Source organism: Neisseria sp. HMSC069H12 (assembly GCF_001812735.1).
GTDB classification, from domain to species: domain Bacteria; phylum Pseudomonadota; class Gammaproteobacteria; order Burkholderiales; family Neisseriaceae; genus Neisseria; species Neisseria subflava.
In genome coordinates this window covers 62,143-79,481 of sequence record NZ_KV810289.1, presented here as the reverse complement: position 1 = coordinate 79,481, position 17,339 = coordinate 62,143, and the positions used below count along the sequence as shown (strand labels likewise).

Here is a 17,339-nt window from a genome sequence, read left to right as displayed (position 1 = left end):
AGGGGCGAAATTTGGTAGAATACACTTCCCTCGCCTCTTGGCTACGACAACTTACCTTTCAATAAAAACAAGGACATAACATGGCCATAGAACGTACGATTTCCATCATCAAACCCGATGCAGTAGAAAAAAACGTCATCGGCAAGATTTACAGCCGCTTTGAAGAAAACGGCTTGCGCATTATTGCGGCAAAAATGAAACATCTCTCTGAGCGTGAAGCAAAAGAATTTTATGCTGTACACAAAGACCGCCCTTTTTATGAAGACTTGGTTAAATTCATGACTCGCAATCCTGTCATGATTCAAGTATTAGAAGGTGAAAACGCCGTTGCCAAAAATCGTGAACTGATGGGCGCAACCAATCCAGCCGATGCAGCTCCTGGCACAATCCGTGCCGACTTTGCAGAATCTGTCAGTGTTAATGCTGTACATGGTTCTGACAGCGTTGAAAATGCTGCAATTGAAATTGCTTACTTCTTCAGCCAAAGCGAAATCTGCCCACGCTAAGAATAAAAGCCTGTAGCCGCTTTACGGCCGTCCGATTCATATCGGACGGCAAAACTGCTTTGTATGTCCTACAAATTAAAGGCCGTCTGAAAATCCAAAGGCTATTAAAGCAAAGCTGCCCAATAAGCCCCTTTGCTTTAAAAGCTTTACTGAGAAACATAAAAATACATGAAAACCAATCTACTGAATTATGATTTAAACGGACTGACGCAACACTTTGCCGAAATGGGCGAAAAGCCTTTTCGTGCCAAGCAGGTAATGCGTTGGATGCATCAAGCCGGTGCACAAAACTTTGAAGAAATGACTGACTTGGCCAAATCATTGCGTGCCAAGTTAAATAAACAAGCCACAATCGAAGTGCCTAAATTAATGATGGCACAAGAATCTACGGATGGCACGCGCAAATGGTTGCTGGATGTCGGCACGGGCAACGGTGTAGAAACCGTTTTCATTCCCGAGGCTGAACGCGGTACTTTGTGCATCTCTTCCCAAGTCGGTTGCGCATTGGAATGTACCTTCTGCTCTACCGGTCGACAAGGTTTCAACCGCAACCTGACTGCCGCTGAAATTATCGGTCAACTTTGGTGGGCCAATAAAGCCATGGGCGTTACCCCTAAAAACGAACGCGTTATCTCCAACGTGGTGATGATGGGTATGGGCGAACCCATGGCAAACTTTGACAATGTTGTTACCGCTTTGAGCATTATGCTGGATGATCACGGCTACGGCTTGAGCCGCCGTCGTGTGACCGTTTCCACTTCGGGTATGGTTCCACAAATGGACAGACTGCGTGACGCAATGCCTGTTGCTTTGGCTGTGTCTTTACACGCATCCAACGATGAAGTGCGCGATCAGATTGTTCCCCTCAACAAAAAATACCCGCTTAAAGAATTGATGGCGGCCTGTCAACGTTATTTGGTCAAAGCACCCCGTGACTTTATTACCTTTGAATACGTTATGCTCGACGGTATCAACGATAAAGCGCAACATGCGCGCGAATTGATTGAGTTGGTTAAAGACGTACCATGCAAATTCAATCTGATTCCGTTCAATCCTTTCCCAAATTCCGGCTACGAACGTTCTACCAATGAAAATATCCGTGTCTTCCGCGATATTCTGCAACAAGCCGGCTTTGTCGTTACTGTCCGCAAAACCCGCGGCGACGATATCGATGCAGCTTGCGGACAATTGGCCGGACAAGTACAAGATAAAACACGTCGCCAACAAAAATGGCAACAGATTTTGGTCGAACAATAAGGTTAATTATGAAAATTAAGTTCGGATTCGCTTTACTTACCGCACTGACTCTTTCTGCCTGCGCTTCCTCTTCCGGCCCAAGCCCTAAAGAACGTGCCATTCAAGTTTCTAATATCAAAACCCAACTGGCTGTGGAATATATGCGCGGCCAAAACTACCGCCAAGCTACTGAAAGTATCGAAGAGGCGCTTAAGTCCAATTCAAAAAATGACCTTGCTTGGTTGGTACGCGCCGAGATTTATCAGTATTTGAAGGTCAAAGATAAAGCTCAGGAAAGCTTTCTTAAAGCATTGTCTTTAAAACCTGATAGCGCGGAAGTCAACAACAACTACGGTTGGTTCTTGTGCAATCAAATGAATGCACCGGCCGAATCTTTGGCTTACTTTGACAAAGCACTGGCCGACCCAACCTACCCAAGCCCCTTTATTGCCAATATGAATAAAGGCATTTGCAGTGCAAGGTTAGGCCAATACTCCTTAGCCCAAGCCTATTTGGAAAGGTCTTTAGCAGCGAATCCACAATTCTTCCCTGCTTTCAAAGAACTTGCCCGAACCAAAATGATGGCAGGCAATCTGAACGATGCCGACTATTATTTCCGCCAATACCAAAGCAAAGTTGATGTCCTTCAGGCTGACGATTTGCTTTTAGGCTGGCGTTTGGCTACTGCCTTGGGCAATAAACACGCCGCATACGAATACGAAGCCCAACTTAGGGCAAACTTCCCCTATTCAGACGAACTACAAACCGTCACAACAGGCCACTAAATGGAAAATAACGATAAAATCAACTACGACACACAAGCCGCCAAAATATTGGGGGATGAATTACGCAAACACAGAACTGATGCCAAAATCGATATTCAAGATGTTGCTTCACGTTTGAAACTGTCTGCCGAACAAATTGATGCTTTAGAAAAAGGGGAATATTCAGGCTTTCCCGGTTTAGTCTTTGTTTCAGGCTATTTGCGTTCATATGCACGATTTCTGAAAATCGACGAACAAACCATCACCAAACATTTGCTCTCCATTACTCCGCAACTTGAAGACCATGTATACGCGGTAACACGCAGCACCAACGCCGGCTTAAGCTACACAGACACTGAAAAACAAGGTTTCCCAAAATGGATATTGGGGATAGCCGCACTGGCTTTGGCTGTAGGCGGCGTTTACTTTTGGCAAAGCAAATCCAGTTTTGAAAACGAACAGGCAAATATTCAAAACAGCAAAGATGTTGCTGATACGATGAAAACGCCTGCCTTAAAAACGGATAATGTTGCCGTTAGCGAAATGACAGAAGACGGCAAAAAAGAAATCACTAATAAACCTGAAGTGACTAATGATCAAGCAGCTTCTGAAGCTTCTGCCGTCGTACAAGAAGAGAAGCCTGCCGTCAAAGTTGAGAAAGACGAACTTTGGATTAAAGTCCAATACCGAAGCAATCTGATTATTACAGATAAAGATGGAAAAGTAGTATTCAGCCGTATCGTTCCGGCCGGAAGCGAACAACGTCTGAGAGGCGGTGCGCCTTACAATGTTTGGATCGGTATTGCAGCCGGTTCGGAAGCCAATTACGGCGGCACACCTATCGAACCTTTGAAATACCGTGTTGCCGGTGAAAAATCCGCCTCTTTTGTTGCAGGAAAAAACTAAAATGACCACACCTAAACGCCGTCAGACACATCAAGTCAAAATTGACCACCTCATCATCGGCTCCGATGCGCCCGTTCTTGTGCAATCCATGACCAATACGGATACGGCAGATGCCGCAGCAACTGCCCGACAGGTCAAAGAGTTGAGCGATGCCGGCTCGGAAATGGTACGCATCACGGTCAATACTCCGGAAGCGGCTTCCAAAGTCGCTGAAATCCGCAGCCGCTTAGACGATATGGGTTACACCACGCCCCTGATCGGCGACTTCCATTTCAATGGCGAACGCTTATTGGCCGAATTTCCTGAGTGCGGCAAAGCCTTGGCCAAATATCGGATTAACCCGGGTAATGTCGGCAAAGGTGCAAAAGGCGATGAAAAATTTGCCTTTATGATTCGTACTGCCGCAGAAAACAATAAAGCCGTACGCATCGGTGTGAACTGGGGTTCTCTTGATCAAAGCCTTGCCAAGCGCATGATGGATGCCAACCTAGCTTCTGCCACACCGAAGCCCCCTGAAGAAATCATGAAAGAGGCTTTGATTGTTTCTGCGCTGGAATCGGCAGAAAAAGCCGTGGCTTTAGGCTTGCCTGAAGACAAAATCATTTTGTCGTGCAAAGTCAGCGCCGTACAAGACTTGATTCAGGTTTACCGCGAATTAGGCAGCCGTTGCCGTTACCCGCTCCATCTCGGCCTGACTGAGGCCGGCATGGGCAGCAAGGGCATTGTGGCCTCCACCGCAGCTCTGTCCGTATTATTGCAAGAAGGCATCGGCGACACCATTCGAATTTCCCTTACGCCCGAACCCGGCTCCCCACGCACACAAGAAGTCATTGTCGGTCAAGAAATCCTGCAAACCATGGGCTTGCGCTCCTTTACGCCAATGGTTACAGCCTGCCCGGGTTGCGGCCGTACCACCAGTACCGTATTCCAAGAGTTGGCTCAAGACGTACAAAACTATTTACGCCAAAAAATGGCTGTTTGGCGCACTGAATATCCAGGCGTTGAATCATTGAACGTCGCCGTGATGGGTTGCGTGGTAAATGGTCCGGGCGAAAGCAAGCTTGCCGATATCGGTATCAGCCTGCCAGGTACAGGCGAAACTCCGGTTGCGCCGGTTTATGTAGACGGCGAACGCAAAGTTACCCTCAAAGGCGACAATATCGCTGCCGAGTTTTTGCAAATCGTTGAAGATTATGTCAAAACCAACTATTGCGAAGGTGGCGCAAAACGTAAGCAAAACCGTGTCATTCCGATTCAGTCCGCCTAAAACATTATCAAAATAAAGAGGCCGTCTGAAAATATGTTGGGCAAACTGGATACTTGGCTGACTGAGCATCCCAAACGCAAGGATTTGCATGGTTGGCGACGCTTTATCGTTGAATTTTGGTTTTTCGGTTTGAAAGAAGCACGAGCCTGCTTATTTGCAGGCTTGTTTTTCATTGCCATGTTTCTTATTCCGAAAACAGGTTGGCTGGGAATTTCGCGCTATGACCTGCTGCTGATTTTTGCCGTCTCCGTACAAGCAGCCATGCTGTATTTCATGCTGGAAACTTGGGACGAAGTAAAATCGATTACGCTGTTTCACTTGGTCGGCTTTGCTTTAGAGTGGTTCAAAACATCGGGCGGTATCCAATCCTGGAGCTATCCGGAAGAAGCATATACCAAAATCGGCGGCGTACCGCTGTTTGCGGGCTTTATGTATGCCGCGGTCGGCAGCTATATTATCCAAGCATGGCGGCTGTTTGACCTCAAAATCAAAAGCCATCCGCCATATTGGTTGGGCACTTTGTGCGCACTGGCGATTTATATCAATTTCTTCACCCATCACTATATCGGCGACTATCGCTGGTATCTTGCAGCTTTTGCTCTCGGCCTATACGCCCGGACAACGGTCTTATACACTCCCTATGACACCACTCGCAAAATGCCCCTCCTGCTCGCTTTCGTCCTGATCGGATTTTTTATTTGGCTGGCGGAAAATTTGGGAACCCTATTCGGCGTTTGGCACTATCCCAACCAAATCGGCGCATGGGCATCAGTACACATCAGCAAATGGAGTTCATGGGCTTTACTGGTGATGATGACTTTTACCATCGTTGCAAATTTAAAACACATCAAACATACCATCAGCGTATCGAAAGATTAGTTATTTAACATTTGAAAAGGCCGTCTGAAACTTTCAGACGGCCTTTAATTTTCAACAATCAATTAAACAAACTTAAAGCTTTAACAAACACCATAATGACACCATAGCACAAAGGGATGCAAACCAAAGCCCAGCGCCACCATATACCGATACCGCCCGCTGATACTTTCTTGCTGATCAAATAGGCATCGGATACAGCGGTTTCATCATCGGGGTTGCCGCTATGTGCCGCGACCTTAATGTCCTTCTCGTGATGCTTTTCGTGAACCGAACGGACACTCAAATTACACAGCAAACCGACAATCAACAAACCTGCCATGATGTACATGGTGATGCTATAAGCCTCGGCAGCCGGAACGCCGCTTTCAATTTGGCTTTGGCGGATATAGTTGACCAACACCGGGCCGATAACGGCCGCAGTTGACCATGCCAGCAAAATCCTGCCGTGGATTGCACCGACTTGATAAGTGCCGAACAAATCCTTCAGATACGCCGGAATCGCTGCGAAACCGCCGCCATACATGGAAATGATGACGCAAAACCCAATAACAAACAAAGCCTTATTACCGCTCTCTCCAATAGACGGAATGGCAAAATACAACAGCGAGCCGAGCACAAAGAAAATGGTATAAGTATTTTTACGCCCGATTTTGTCTGACACGCTGGACCACAAAAAGCGGCCGCCCATATTAAACAGGCTCAAGAGACTCACAAAACCTGCCGCCGAGCCCGCACCAATGGCCGCTTGTTTTCCTACAGATGCCTCGGAAAACAGCTCCTGAATCATGACGGAAGCCTGTCCCAACACACCAATACCGGCCGTCACATTCAAGCACAACACCCAAAACAAGAGCCAGAATTGCGGCGTTTTCATGGCTTGTGAGACATTGACATGATTGCTGCTGACCAATTTGCTTTTGTTTTTCGGCGCAACATAACCTTTAGGTTTCCAGCCATCGGCAGGTACACGGATCGTAAACGCGCCGAACATCATCAACACCAAATAAAACAACCCTAAAACCACAAAAGTCTGCGCAACGCCAACCGAAGTTTCACTGGAGAAAAAACTCATCAGCGATACCGACAAAGGCGAAGCCAACATCGCGCCGCCGCCAAAACCCATAATCGCCAAGCCTGTCGCCATGCCCGGTTTATCGGGAAACCATTTCATCAATGTCGATACAGGCCCGATATAGCCCAAGCCCAAACCAATCCCGCCAATCACGCCGTTGCCCAAATAAAGCAAAAACAGATTGTGCGTATGGACGCCGATTGCCGACACAAAAAAGCCCAAGCTAAAGCAGCAGGCGGCAACAAACATCGCCTTACGCGGCCCAACGCGTTCCATCCATGTACCGAACATGGCCGCAGACGCGCCCAACATCGCCAAGGCAATACTGAAAATCCAGCCCACCGTGGTCAGCTTCCAATCTCCGGCAGCCGACTCAGTGATACCGATAAGCTTGGTTAAAGGCGCATTAAACACGGAATAAGCGTATATCTGTCCGATGGCAAGATGCACGGCCAAAGCGGCAGGCGGTACCAGCCAACGATTAAAGCCGGGTTGGGCAATGGTCGCCTCACGGTCTAAAAACTTCATAAAATCCTCTTATCTTATGTATGTCAAACGCTGATTCCATATCATGTGGAATCGAAAAATTGTTAACAATATTGTAACATTAATCTCCCATTTTCCTTTTTGTCCGCTCCATGATAATTTTGCGCATCAGACAGAAAAAACATTCATCTAAACCATTTTCCTCATCCAATATCAACAAAAAGGCCGTCTGAAAATCTTTCAGACGGCCTTTTCATTCATATCGTTTTATGCGGCAAAGCGTTTGGCAACTTCATCCCAGTTAACGATTTCCCAAAAACCTTTCAGGTAGTTAGGACGGCTGTTGCGGTAGTCGATGTAGTAGGCGTGTTCCCATACGTCGCAAGTCAACAGCGGAGTATTTTCAGTAGTCAGCGGAGTACCTGCATTGGAAGTAGAAACCAGATCCAATTCGCCGGCAGGCGTTTTCACCAACCATGCCCAACCTGAGCCGAAAGTACCGGCCGCGCAGGCATTGAACGCTTCTTGGAATTTCTCGAAGCTGCCCCATTTGGCATCGATGGCTGCAGCTAATTCGCCGGCAGGTTTGCCTTGGCCTTTAGGGGTAAAGCCCAGCCAGTAGAAAGTGTGGTTCCAAGTTTGGGCAGCGTTGTTGAACATACCGCCGGAAGATTTTTTCACGATTTCTTCCAAAGGCATTTCTTCAAACTCAGTGCCTTTGATCTGATTGTTCAAATTGGTGATGTAAGTTTGATGGTGTTTGCCGTAGTGGAACTCCAAAGTTTCTTTGGTCAGATGAGGGGACAAGGCATCCAGTTCATAAGGCAATCGTGGCAGCTTGTGTTCCATTTTTATGCTCCTAATTATTGATATTTATATTTTGGTAGTGTGTGTTGTCAAATCGACAACATTACTATTTTACCTGCTTTAGCCTAAACAAACCAATTGAACTTACACTGCGCTATAATAGTGGATTGCAATTTCCCAGCCAGAGATGCCCGTCATGAGCAATTATTCCGATATGCCGTCTGAAGACCGTGAAATCAGCGCATTGTCACTGCCGCCACATTCCACAGAAGCGGAGCAATCCGTATTGGGCGGCCTGATGCTGGAAAATTCTGCTTGGGACCGTATTGCCGATGTCGTTTCCGGCGAGGATTTTTACCGCCACGAACACCGCCTGATTTTTCGTGCGATTGCCAATCTGATTAATGAAAGCCGTCCTGCCGACGTCATTACCGTCCAAGAAAGTTTGGAACGCAATGAAGAATTGGAAGCGGCAGGCGGATTCAACTATCTGATTACGCTGGCGCAAAACACGCCGTCTGCTGCCAATATCCGCCGCTACGCCGAAATCGTGCGCGAACGTTCCATCATGCGCCAGCTTGCCGAAGTCGGCACGGAAATTGCACGCAACGCATACAATCCGCAAGGGCGCGATGCAGGCCAGCTTTTGGACGAGGCAGAAAACAAAGTATTCCAAATCGCCGAAAGCACCGCCAAATCCAAACAAGGCTTCCTTGAGATGCCCGACCTTCTGAAAGAAGTGGTCGAGCGCATCGATATGCTTTATTCGCGCGACAATCCTGATGAAGTAACCGGCATATCGACAGGTTTTATCGACCTCGACAAAAAAACATCAGGTCTTCAACCAGGCGATTTGATCATCGTCGCAGGTCGTCCGTCCATGGGTAAAACCGCCTTTTCGATCAATATTGCGGAACACGTTGCCGTAGAAAACAAATTGCCTGTCGCCGTATTCTCTATGGAGATGGGCGGTGCGCAGCTGGTTATGCGTATGCTGAGTTCAGTCGGACGTTTGGATCAAAGCGTTTTAAAAACCGGCAGATTACAAGACGAACACTGGGGCCGTCTGAACGAAGCGGTCGTTAAACTCTCCGATGCACCCATGTATATCGATGAAACGCCGGGTTTGACTGCGCTCGAACTCCGCGCCCGCGCCCGTCGTCTTGCACGCCAGTTCAACGGCAAATTGGGGTTGATCGTTATCGACTACCTGCAATTGATGTCAGGTTCTGGTCGCTCTGACAACCGTGCTTCCGAGCTTGGCGAAATTTCGCGCTCCCTCAAAGCATTGGCTAAAGAATTGCAAGTTCCCGTCATTGCCCTGTCGCAGTTGAGCCGTACAGTTGAGCAGCGTACCGACAAACGCCCGATGATGTCCGACTTGCGTGAGTCCGGCGCAATCGAACAAGATGCCGACTTGATTATGTTCATGTATCGCGACGAATACTACAACTCAGATTCACCCGCAAAAGGCTTGGCGGAATGTATTATCGGCAAACACCGTAACGGTCCCGTTGGGAAAGTATTCCTCACTTGGATGGGTCAATTTACCAAATTTGATAATGCTGCCTATATTCCAGAATCCATGTTGATGGAAGATTGAGACAGATTGTCCGAAAAACTAACCGAATTTCATATTTCATTAGTCACGCATTACAAAATCGTTTAGAATAAATCTAATAAAAGCAAAAGCATTGCCACAGGCAAGTGCAAAAGAGAAAACGTCAGTTACCCAACACATTACTACTAAAAAATCACTCATGTATCAGACACAAAAAGGCTTCACCCTAATTGAGTTGCTGATCGTCATTACTATTACAGCAGTAATGGCCGTCATCGCACTTCCCAATATGAATCAATGGATTGCCTCCAGACGTGCGGCATCGCAAGCAGAGCAAATTGCAAATCTGCTGCGCTTCGCGCGTAATGAGGCCGTCCGTCTCAATCTTCCCGTTTACATCTGCCCGGTCAAAATCAAATCCGATGGCTCACCCAATAATGGTTGCGATTCCAAATATGCCGGTAATGGTATGTTAGCCTACGCCGATAAAAACGAAGACTTACGCTATCAAAACGACACAGTTGATTTATCCATCCGCTCCATTATCCTTAATGGAGATACCGACAAAGTGGAATACAGCTTCAACTATATCCCTATCGGCAATGACCGTTCTGCCCTCTCGGCCTCAGCTTCAAAAGAAGTCTGGTGGAGATTTCTTCCCAATGGTACATTTGGTCATTCAACTGATGGCGAAAATTATCAATTTTCAGACGGCCACATCAAAATCAGCCTAACGGATAAATCTGCTGCCGATGCTGAAACCAAGAAAGCCCGTGCTACCGTACTTTTAATTAATGGCAATGGGCATGTCGAAATCTGTGCTAAAAACGATGAGCGCAAAATGTGCGAATACATCTCCAAATAATAACAACGGTATCTTATGAACATTACTAATCCTACTCATCTCAGATCATTTAAAGGCCGTCTGAAAACAAGCCCAACAAGCTTTACCCCAAAACTTCAATCAGGTATGACCCTGATTGAAGTTTTGATTGCCATGTTTGTCCTTACCATCGGTGTGCTCGCCCTTCTGGCTGTCCAACTACGTACTGTATCCACCGTGCGTGAGTCTGAAAATCAAACCGCCGTCGCCCAAATTACGCAAAATCTGATTGAAGGCATGCTCATTAATCCGACGCTCTCTGAAGAAACCGATACTGCAGGGGAAAAAACCTCCCGTTATAAAAAATCCTACGATGCCTACCTAAAATCCGACTCTAAACAAACTGCAAAATTTGAAGCCAAAATGAGCAAAGCCCAACTTGCACAGGCTCAAATTGCACAGTTTAAAGCTGATTTAGCCAAAGCCCTTCCCGAAGCCCAAGTCTTCTCGACCATCTGCAAAGATTCTTCCGGCGCAGAGCCGACTTACGAAAATGGGTTTAACGCAAAATGCGATGGCAAAGGCGACACGACCATCGCTAAGGTTTTATGGTTACAAGATATCGAAGAAGAAAATAGCACAAAAGATCTCAACACATCGGGGCACCACGTTGTCTATACCTACCAATCACGCGTAAGAGACTAACAATGAACAATAAACGCTTACTCAACCATATTCCCAATAAAACCGCCATTCGTGGTTTTAGTATCCTTGAATTTCTGGTTGCCAGCCTGCTCAGCATGATCGTCTTAATGGCTGTCAGCTCCACCTACTTTACTGCACGCGGATTAAACAAGTCTGCCAACGCCCGTATCGGCATCCAACAAGATTTGCGCAACGCCGCCAACATGATTGTCCGCGATGCGCGTATGGCAGGCAATTTCGGTTGCTTCAATATGTCGAATTCTCCTGCCTCTGCAGTGATAGAAGACAAAAGCTCAGATGAATATGCCTTGAAAACAGCCGGGGTTAATAAGCTGTTACCTGTTAAAGAAATCAATAAATTAAGCTATACCGGCTTTGCTCAAACTGGCAAAGCCCTGCTGTTCCAATACGGTATCGACAAAGCAGACTCTCCTGCAAAAACTGCCATTGCCAGCAGTTGCTCCGGTATTGCCAAACCTCACACAGAAATTAAAGATTTGGCTGCGGCAAAATTGGCTTTAAAAATTACCGACTCTGATCAAGACGGCAGTATCACCATTATGAAACATGAAATGATTGCCTACGCTGTCGGTAAACTTGGAGAAGAGAGCGGTTTGTTCCGTTTCCAATTATCAAATGATGGCTCATGGAGTAATCCGCAGCTGTTGATTAAAGGCATTACAACCATGGATATCCACTATATCTATGCAGAATGTCCTGATTCTGAAAATGCATCTGCCAGCGGAGTGAATACAGAATCATTTGATTACAAAAACGCATTGGATATCTCAGCTGAAGCTAAGTCTCCGGCTTCTATCCAAATCGTACTGAATAACGGCAGTATTGACCCATCAAAAGAACAAGACAATAAAGTCGATATCTATAAAATTAATGCCACCATCCGCGGAGGAAACGTATGCGCCGACCGATCACTCTAAACAAACCCGAACGGCAGCAGGGCTATGCTTTGTTTATCGTCTTAATGATGATGGTCGTTATCGCCCTGCTCGTGGTTACAGCCACTCAGTCCTACAATACCGAACAACGCATCAGTACCAACGATGCCGACCGCAAACTGGCAACCACCCTAGCCGAAGCGGCACTGCGTGAAGGTGAAAATCAAATTTTTGATATTGAAGGTAAAAAGACTACTTTTACCGCAAAATGTGAAAAAGGTTTATGTTCCACACCAAACGTCAAATCCAATGCCGATTTTACTGAAGAAGGCAACCCAACCGTAGATGCTTGGAAGCGCAAATGCGACAAAAGCCTGTGTATTGACGCCAATGGTACGGAATATCCTTTAGATAAAAAAAGCGGCATCGTAAATAATCCACGCTACATCATCGAATATTTGGGTAAAACGACAGAGGGTCGAATTACTTACCGCGTTACCGCCAAAGCATGGGGTAAGAATGCCAATACCCAAGTCGTTCTTCAGTCTTACGTTGCCAGCGAATAATATAATGAATACCACCTCTACCAAACAACTAGGCTTTACGCTGGTTGAGATGATGATTGCTGTCGCCATCTTAGCCATCCTGAGCGTCATTGCCATTCCCTCTTACAACCGCTACATTGAACGCGGCTACCAATCACAAGCGCATGCCGAGTTAGTCGCCATCAATTCTGCTTTTAAAAACCAGATGGTTAAAAATCCAAAGTGGAAAACTGATGAGATTAAAACTCAGTTGGATGACTTTATTTCCTCATACAAAGGCCATAAAGATTTGGCAGACAAATATAAATACTCTGCCGAAATGATTGATACCAGTACAAGCCGAGCCTATCGTTTGAAAGCCATTCCCATCAAAACAGGCTATACCCTTTCCGTTTGGATGGATAGTTTAGGCAATGCTTACAAATGCACTGATATTGACTCTGCCAAAGATTCCAAAACTACAATGACCAATGGCAAAGGTTGCGAATCGGTTTCCAAAAAGAAATCTTCTTAGTCTGACAAACATAAAAAAGCAGTGTCATTTTATCGACACTGCTTTTTTTATTTTACTGTTTCCAATCATCGTCTCGGCGTTGGCGTTTCAACAAAATCCTGACTGCACCATCATTGCCTTGTCGGGGCTCGACATAAGCCAACACATCAGGATGCTGCATCAACCAGCGGCGCGTCATATTTTTTAAAACCGGTTTATAGCCTGCAGAACCCAAGCCGCTGCCGTGGACAATCTCGCCGCAAACGCCGCGTTTTTTCGTAAACTCAATAAACTCGTTCAATACCTGCTGCGCTTCTTCCTGCGTATAGCCATGCAAATCCACATCCGCCACAACAGGATAATGGCCGTTTCGCAAACGCATCAAATCATTTTTACCCTGCCCGTTTTTACTGAACGAAGCCGGCGGTTCTTCCCAGCCGCCGCTGCCCACATAAAAATAATCTTCCTGCTCCAAAGTCGCCATTTCTTTAGGTCGTGGCTTGATAGGTGATTTATCACGGGGCTGTTCATAATAGTTACCCGCATTTTTCAACGGTGTAACCTTACCAACCGCCTTGCTGAAATCCACATCCTCCACCTGCTTTTTAGCCTTCGCTTCAGCTTCCCGCTCCGCGGCTTCCTTTTTCGCCTGTTTGCCCAAAGCCTTCAGCGTTTCTTGAAAGTTTGCCGTCATGGTTTGTCCTTTCTAAAAAATTGATTGTACTCATTATAGCAAACCCGGCTACAAGGCCGTCTGAAAGACTCTTATCATCGCTTCTTGTTTAGGGTATAGTATTAACGCATTGCCAGTCTTACAAAAGAGAGAAATCATGTTTAAACGCCCGGAAGAAATCATCGTCTTGATACTTGCCCTATTGTGGGTCGCACTCAGCTACTACTTTGCCGCCATCCTGATTTCAGATGCCTACACCATTCTCCTGATTACCGTACTGACTTTCGTTTGGGCAGCCATCTGTTTCCTTTTATGGCAACGTAACTTAAGCCGTCATATTTGGCCGCTGTTCCTCGGCAGCCTGGTTGCCTGCTGGTGGCCGTACTTCACTTGGCTTGCAAGCGATGTTCCCGAAGGCACATGGTATTCAGGCTGGACATTCAAATCCATTATCGCCCTGATTCCCGTTGTTGCTGCTTATCTCTTCAAGTGGAAACGGAGCCGAAAAAACAAAATCGCCAACACCCTTGCCTGATACCTCGCGCCGTCTTTTTCAGACGGCGTTTTCCATATCTGACATAACGCTCAGACTGTCAACAATCCCAATAAAATGCTATACTCTTCACACGATTTAACACCCTAAAACAGGCCGTCTGAAAGACTTATCAAGATGATCAGCAAACAAGAATACCAAGCCCAAGCCGCACAAGGTTACAACCGCATTCCACTCGTTCAAGAGCTGCTTGCCGACTTGGACACACCGCTCTCAATCTACCTCAAACTTGCCAACAAGCCTTTCACCTACCTGCTCGAATCCGTTGTCGGTGGCGAACGCTTCGGCCGCTATTCCTTTATCGGTCTGCCTTGCAGCCACTATCTCAAAACCAGCGGCAAACATGTCGATGTATATCAAAACGGCGAAACCGTCGAACAACACGACGGCAATCCCCTGCCCTTTATCGAAGCCTTCCACAACCGCTTCAAAACGCCCGAAATCCCAAGCCTGCCGCGCTTTACCGGCGGATTGGTCGGCTACTTCGGTTACGAAACTATCTACAATTTCGAACACTTTGCCCACCGCCTGAAAAACAACGCCAAAGCCGACCCGCTCGGCACGCCCGATATTTTGCTGATGTTGTCGCAAGAATTGGCGGTTATCGACAATTTGAGCGGCAAAATCCACCTCATCGTTTACGCCGATCCCTCGCAGCCCGACGGCTACGAACGCGCCCGCGAACGCCTCGAAGACATCCGCACCCAGTTGCGCCAAAGCTGCGCCATCCCGCTTTCCCTCGGCAGCAAACACACCGAAGCCGTCAGCGAGTTCGGCGAAGAGCCGTTTAAAGCCTGCGTCGATAAAATCAAAGACTACATCTTTGCAGGCGACTGCATGCAGGTTGTCCCCAGTCAACGCATGAGCATGGAATTCACCGACAGCCCGCTCGCCCTCTACCGCGCCCTGCGCACGCTCAACCCCTCGCCTTACCTCTTTTACTACGATTTCGGCGATTTCCACATCGTCGGTTCCTCGCCCGAAATCCTCGTCCGCCGCGAACGCAACGACGTCATCGTCCGCCCCATTGCCGGCACGCGCCTGCGCGGCAAAACTCCCGCCGAAGACCTTGCCAACGAGCAGGACTTATTAAGCGACGCCAAAGAAATCGCCGAACACGTCATGCTTATCGATTTAGGACGCAACGACGTCGGCCGCATCAGCAAAACGGGCGAAGTCAAAGTTACCGACAAAATGGTGATTGAAAAATACTCCCATGTGATGCACATCGTTTCCAACGTCGAAGGCCGTCTGAAAGAGGGCGTCACCAACATGGACATCCTCGCCGCTACGTTCCCAGCCGGCACACTCTCCGGCGCTCCCAAAGTCCGCGCCATGGAAATCATCGAAGAAGTCGAACCGAGCAAACGCGGCATCTACGGCGGCGCCGTCGGCGTATGGGGCTTCAACAATGACATGGATTTGGCAATCGCCATCCGCACCGCCGTAGTGAAAAACAACACGCTATACGTCCAAAGCGGCGCAGGTATCGTCGCCGACTCCGACCCGACCTCCGAATGGCAGGAAACGCAGAACAAAGCCCGCGCAGTAATACGCGCAGCGCAAATGGTGCATGAAGGGCTGGATAAATAATTTTCAGACGGCCTTTTTGACTGAAGTTCATCCAAAAGAAAAGCTTATCTCTAAAGAAAAAAACATGAAATACGGAACCGCAACTATATTAATTGTCGGGCTGCTTTCAGCCTGTTCTTCCTTCAACACAATGCCTACAAAAGAGAGTAAAACCATAAATCAGAATACACAAACCACACCTGGAAGACCAAACCTAACTACTCCCGAAGTATTGACCAAGGTATTGGATTTCCTGCGCTATGCCCAATCACCTGAGGATTTTGAGATTGAAACGGCAGGGAAAGTGATGAATTTAAAGTTGCTGGAACGTACAGATGGTTATAGCGATTTTTATATCGGTAATAAGTTTGGCGACAGCAATTGGATCTGGTCAATTAATTTTACAAAAGATCAATCCGGAAAAATGCGCTTACATTTCGGTGATGTAGGGGGGTATCCCCCTGCCACACCGATTTGCCAGATGGATTTGGATCAGTTCCATCCGCTTCTGGAGCAGGTGGGGTTTATTTACACAGGGAAAGGACATATGGGTAGACCTTTCAATGGTTATGTAAAGACGTATCCGGATGGATATAAATCACATCTTAATGTGTTCTACCAAGGGGAAAGCAAAGAAAAAGTATTACATGACTGTATCAATGAAATTACCTTTCTTGTTTTTAAAAAAGGTTTGTAGAAAATGAATAAAATCAATCCTAAGCTGCAAACTGTTTTAGACAACTTTGCCCAAAATTCGCTCCGCAACGGCAAAAACTCGGATGCATACCACAATCTGATTGCCGCCATAACGGCATCTCCCGTATTGACCGAACGACTCAATACCGCAGCGGAAAAGGGCTATTTGGACAAACTGGCGGTCAATAAAAATCCGAATGCCGGCGCCAGCTACAATGCCGAAGGAAACGGATTTCCATTAATCTGCCGCAGCTGAAAACGAGGCTGTTGTTTCAGACGACGTTTCTTGACAAAAGGTCGTCTGAAAGATCGGCTTCCCTATCTTGAAAGAACCCTATGCAATACACAATCGCAACCGCATTGACCATCGGGCTGCTGCTTTCAGCCTGCTCCACCGCAAACCCCATACCCGCAAAGGAGGGTAACATTATGAATCAAGATACACAGCAGATTGCCGGAAAACCGGATCTGACCGCACCCGAAGTATTGACCAAGGTTGTGGATTTCCTGCGCTACGCCAAATCGCCAGAAGATTTTAGAATTGAAACAGCAGAAAAGGTGATGAAGATAAAATTCGCCCCATATAGCAAAGAAGAAAAATCGGCATGGGATTTTTATGCAGGCAATGATTTTGGAAATACCGGCTGGGGCTGGTGGATTAATTTCAATTCAAAGGAGAAAAGCGGGAAAATGCACTTATATTTCGGTAACGGAGGGGGGTATCCCCCTGCCACACCGATTTGCCAGATGGATTTGGATCATTTCCATCCGCTGCTGGAGCAGGCAGGGTTTATTTACACAGGTAAAGGACATATGGGCAGACCTTTTAATGGTTACGTAAAAACGTATCCGGATGGATATAAATCTCATCTTAATGTGTTCTACCAAGGGGAAAGCAA

Annotated in this window: 21 protein-coding genes; 17 read left to right on the top strand and 4 right to left on the bottom strand. The window is 47.0% G+C overall.

Annotation, left to right across the window (positions count from 1 at the left end; translation table 11 throughout):
• The first annotated feature begins 80 nt into the window (after positions 1-80).
• From ndk to HMPREF2872_RS08435, 6 genes are all read left to right on the top strand, one after another.
• Positions 81-506: a nucleoside-diphosphate kinase gene (ndk, locus tag HMPREF2872_RS08460; RefSeq protein ID WP_004519785.1), complete on the top strand. Its 426-nt coding sequence runs from the start codon at positions 81-83 to the stop codon at positions 504-506.
• A gap of 168 nt (positions 507-674) precedes the next feature.
• Positions 675-1,763 (top strand): dual-specificity RNA methyltransferase RlmN, encoded by a 1,089-nt coding sequence (gene rlmN / locus HMPREF2872_RS08455; protein WP_070632906.1) that lies wholly within the window; start codon positions 675-677, stop codon positions 1,761-1,763.
• 8 nt (positions 1,764-1,771) lie between these two features.
• Positions 1,772-2,527 carry a type IV pilus biogenesis/stability protein PilW gene (gene pilW, locus HMPREF2872_RS08450; protein WP_063075505.1) on the top strand — a complete coding sequence of 252 codons (756 nt, stop codon included), beginning with the start codon at positions 1,772-1,774 and terminating at the stop codon, positions 2,525-2,527.
• The gene (locus HMPREF2872_RS08445; protein WP_070632904.1) at positions 2,528-3,412 is read left to right on the top strand and encodes a helix-turn-helix domain-containing protein; all 885 of its coding nucleotides are present in this window, start codon (positions 2,528-2,530) and stop codon (positions 3,410-3,412) included. It begins immediately after the preceding gene.
• Position 3,413: 1 nt separating this feature from the next.
• Positions 3,414-4,679 (top strand): flavodoxin-dependent (E)-4-hydroxy-3-methylbut-2-enyl-diphosphate synthase, encoded by a 1,266-nt coding sequence (ispG, locus tag HMPREF2872_RS08440; RefSeq protein WP_070632902.1) that lies wholly within the window; start codon positions 3,414-3,416, stop codon positions 4,677-4,679.
• A gap of 33 nt (positions 4,680-4,712) precedes the next feature.
• Entirely contained in the window at positions 4,713-5,558 is an 846-nt protein-coding gene (locus HMPREF2872_RS08435) for a DUF817 domain-containing protein (protein WP_070632900.1), read from the top strand.
• Positions 5,559-5,616: 58 nt separating this feature from the next.
• On the opposite strand, the gene HMPREF2872_RS08430 is transcribed toward HMPREF2872_RS08435, so the two are convergent.
• Positions 5,617-7,158 carry an L-lactate MFS transporter gene (locus HMPREF2872_RS08430; RefSeq protein ID WP_070632898.1) on the bottom strand — a complete coding sequence of 514 codons (1,542 nt, stop codon included), beginning with the start codon at positions 7,156-7,158 and terminating at the stop codon, positions 5,617-5,619.
• A 225-nt stretch (positions 7,159-7,383) separates the two neighbouring features.
• On the bottom strand, positions 7,384-7,965 hold the full coding sequence (locus HMPREF2872_RS08425; protein ID WP_070632897.1) for a superoxide dismutase: 582 nt from the start codon (positions 7,963-7,965) through the stop codon (positions 7,384-7,386).
• 154 nt (positions 7,966-8,119) lie between these two features.
• On the opposite strand from HMPREF2872_RS08425, the gene dnaB reads away from it, so the two are divergent.
• From dnaB to HMPREF2872_RS08395, 6 genes are all read left to right on the top strand, one after another.
• Positions 8,120-9,526 carry a replicative DNA helicase gene (dnaB, locus tag HMPREF2872_RS08420; RefSeq protein ID WP_070632895.1) on the top strand — a complete coding sequence of 469 codons (1,407 nt, stop codon included), beginning with the start codon at positions 8,120-8,122 and terminating at the stop codon, positions 9,524-9,526.
• 157 nt (positions 9,527-9,683) lie between these two features.
• Entirely contained in the window at positions 9,684-10,349 is a 666-nt protein-coding gene (locus HMPREF2872_RS08415) for a GspH/FimT family pseudopilin (RefSeq protein ID WP_070632894.1), read from the top strand.
• Positions 10,350-10,364: 15 nt separating this feature from the next.
• Positions 10,365-11,012, top strand: coding sequence for a type IV pilus modification protein PilV (pilV, locus tag HMPREF2872_RS08410; RefSeq protein WP_210398856.1), 648 nt, complete (start codon positions 10,365-10,367; stop codon positions 11,010-11,012).
• 2 nt (positions 11,013-11,014) lie between these two features.
• Entirely contained in the window at positions 11,015-11,950 is a 936-nt protein-coding gene (locus HMPREF2872_RS08405) for a PilW family protein (protein ID WP_070632890.1), read from the top strand.
• A complete protein-coding gene (locus tag HMPREF2872_RS08400) occupies positions 11,929-12,474 on the top strand; it encodes a pilus assembly PilX family protein (protein WP_070632888.1) in 546 nt (181 codons plus the stop codon). The genes HMPREF2872_RS08405 and HMPREF2872_RS08400 overlap by 22 nt, the downstream gene beginning before the upstream one ends.
• Positions 12,475-12,478: 4 nt before the next feature.
• Positions 12,479-12,967, top strand: coding sequence for a PilX family type IV pilin (locus HMPREF2872_RS08395; RefSeq protein WP_049329653.1), 489 nt, complete (start codon positions 12,479-12,481; stop codon positions 12,965-12,967).
• 52 nt (positions 12,968-13,019) lie between these two features.
• On the opposite strand, the gene HMPREF2872_RS08390 is transcribed toward HMPREF2872_RS08395, so the two are convergent.
• Positions 13,020-13,640, bottom strand: coding sequence for a Smr/MutS family protein (locus tag HMPREF2872_RS08390; RefSeq protein WP_070632886.1), 621 nt, complete (start codon positions 13,638-13,640; stop codon positions 13,020-13,022).
• Between the two features lie 136 nt (positions 13,641-13,776).
• On the opposite strand from HMPREF2872_RS08390, the gene HMPREF2872_RS08385 reads away from it, so the two are divergent.
• The 4 genes from HMPREF2872_RS08385 (at position 13,777) to HMPREF2872_RS08370 (ending at position 16,696) form a co-directional block, all read left to right on the top strand.
• The gene (locus HMPREF2872_RS08385; protein ID WP_070632884.1) at positions 13,777-14,154 is read left to right on the top strand and encodes a hypothetical protein; all 378 of its coding nucleotides are present in this window, start codon (positions 13,777-13,779) and stop codon (positions 14,152-14,154) included.
• 135 nt (positions 14,155-14,289) lie between these two features.
• Entirely contained in the window at positions 14,290-15,765 is a 1,476-nt protein-coding gene (trpE, locus tag HMPREF2872_RS08380; protein ID WP_070632882.1) for an anthranilate synthase component I, read from the top strand.
• Complete coding sequence (locus HMPREF2872_RS08375; RefSeq protein WP_070632880.1) at positions 15,746-16,441, top strand: hypothetical protein; 696 nt, start codon at positions 15,746-15,748, stop codon at positions 16,439-16,441. Before trpE ends, HMPREF2872_RS08375 begins: the two co-directional genes overlap by 20 nt.
• Positions 16,442-16,444: 3 nt before the next feature.
• Complete coding sequence (locus tag HMPREF2872_RS08370; RefSeq protein ID WP_070632879.1) at positions 16,445-16,696, top strand: hypothetical protein; 252 nt, start codon at positions 16,445-16,447, stop codon at positions 16,694-16,696.
• 16 nt (positions 16,697-16,712) lie between these two features.
• On the opposite strand, the gene HMPREF2872_RS11885 is transcribed toward HMPREF2872_RS08370, so the two are convergent.
• A complete protein-coding gene (locus tag HMPREF2872_RS11885; RefSeq protein WP_210398854.1) occupies positions 16,713-16,868 on the bottom strand; it encodes a hypothetical protein in 156 nt (51 codons plus the stop codon).
• A 1-nt stretch (position 16,869) separates the two neighbouring features.
• Here HMPREF2872_RS11885 and HMPREF2872_RS08365 point away from each other — a divergent pair.
• Positions 16,870-17,339 (top strand): hypothetical protein (locus HMPREF2872_RS08365; RefSeq protein ID WP_210398853.1); only part of this gene is annotated, 470 nt, incomplete at its 3' end.

Excerpts from the sequence above, each read along its gene's own strand:
- ndk (WP_004519785.1), top strand. The coding sequence starts at position 81 with ATGGCCATAGAACGTACGATTTCCATCATCAAACCCGATGCAGTAGAA.
- rlmN (WP_070632906.1), top strand. The coding sequence starts at position 675 with ATGAAAACCAATCTACTGAATTATGATTTAAACGGACTGACGCAACAC.
- pilW (WP_063075505.1), top strand. The coding sequence starts at position 1,772 with ATGAAAATTAAGTTCGGATTCGCTTTACTTACCGCACTGACTCTTTCT.
- HMPREF2872_RS08445 (WP_070632904.1), top strand. The coding sequence starts at position 2,528 with ATGGAAAATAACGATAAAATCAACTACGACACACAAGCCGCCAAAATA.
- ispG (WP_070632902.1), top strand. The coding sequence starts at position 3,414 with ATGACCACACCTAAACGCCGTCAGACACATCAAGTCAAAATTGACCAC.
- HMPREF2872_RS08435 (WP_070632900.1), top strand. The coding sequence starts at position 4,713 with ATGTTGGGCAAACTGGATACTTGGCTGACTGAGCATCCCAAACGCAAG.
- HMPREF2872_RS08430 (WP_070632898.1), bottom strand. The coding sequence starts at position 7,158 with ATGAAGTTTTTAGACCGTGAGGCGACCATTGCCCAACCCGGCTTTAAT.
- HMPREF2872_RS08425 (WP_070632897.1), bottom strand. The coding sequence starts at position 7,965 with ATGGAACACAAGCTGCCACGATTGCCTTATGAACTGGATGCCTTGTCC.
- dnaB (WP_070632895.1), top strand. The coding sequence starts at position 8,120 with ATGAGCAATTATTCCGATATGCCGTCTGAAGACCGTGAAATCAGCGCA.
- HMPREF2872_RS08415 (WP_070632894.1), top strand. The coding sequence starts at position 9,684 with ATGTATCAGACACAAAAAGGCTTCACCCTAATTGAGTTGCTGATCGTC.
- pilV (WP_210398856.1), top strand. The coding sequence starts at position 10,365 with ATGAACATTACTAATCCTACTCATCTCAGATCATTTAAAGGCCGTCTG.
- HMPREF2872_RS08405 (WP_070632890.1), top strand. The coding sequence starts at position 11,015 with ATGAACAATAAACGCTTACTCAACCATATTCCCAATAAAACCGCCATT.
- HMPREF2872_RS08400 (WP_070632888.1), top strand. The coding sequence starts at position 11,929 with ATGCGCCGACCGATCACTCTAAACAAACCCGAACGGCAGCAGGGCTAT.
- HMPREF2872_RS08395 (WP_049329653.1), top strand. The coding sequence starts at position 12,479 with ATGAATACCACCTCTACCAAACAACTAGGCTTTACGCTGGTTGAGATG.
- HMPREF2872_RS08390 (WP_070632886.1), bottom strand. The coding sequence starts at position 13,640 with ATGACGGCAAACTTTCAAGAAACGCTGAAGGCTTTGGGCAAACAGGCG.
- HMPREF2872_RS08385 (WP_070632884.1), top strand. The coding sequence starts at position 13,777 with ATGTTTAAACGCCCGGAAGAAATCATCGTCTTGATACTTGCCCTATTG.
- trpE (WP_070632882.1), top strand. The coding sequence starts at position 14,290 with ATGATCAGCAAACAAGAATACCAAGCCCAAGCCGCACAAGGTTACAAC.
- HMPREF2872_RS08375 (WP_070632880.1), top strand. The coding sequence starts at position 15,746 with ATGAAGGGCTGGATAAATAATTTTCAGACGGCCTTTTTGACTGAAGTT.
- HMPREF2872_RS08370 (WP_070632879.1), top strand. The coding sequence starts at position 16,445 with ATGAATAAAATCAATCCTAAGCTGCAAACTGTTTTAGACAACTTTGCC.
- HMPREF2872_RS11885 (WP_210398854.1), bottom strand. The coding sequence starts at position 16,868 with ATGTTACCCTCCTTTGCGGGTATGGGGTTTGCGGTGGAGCAGGCTGAA.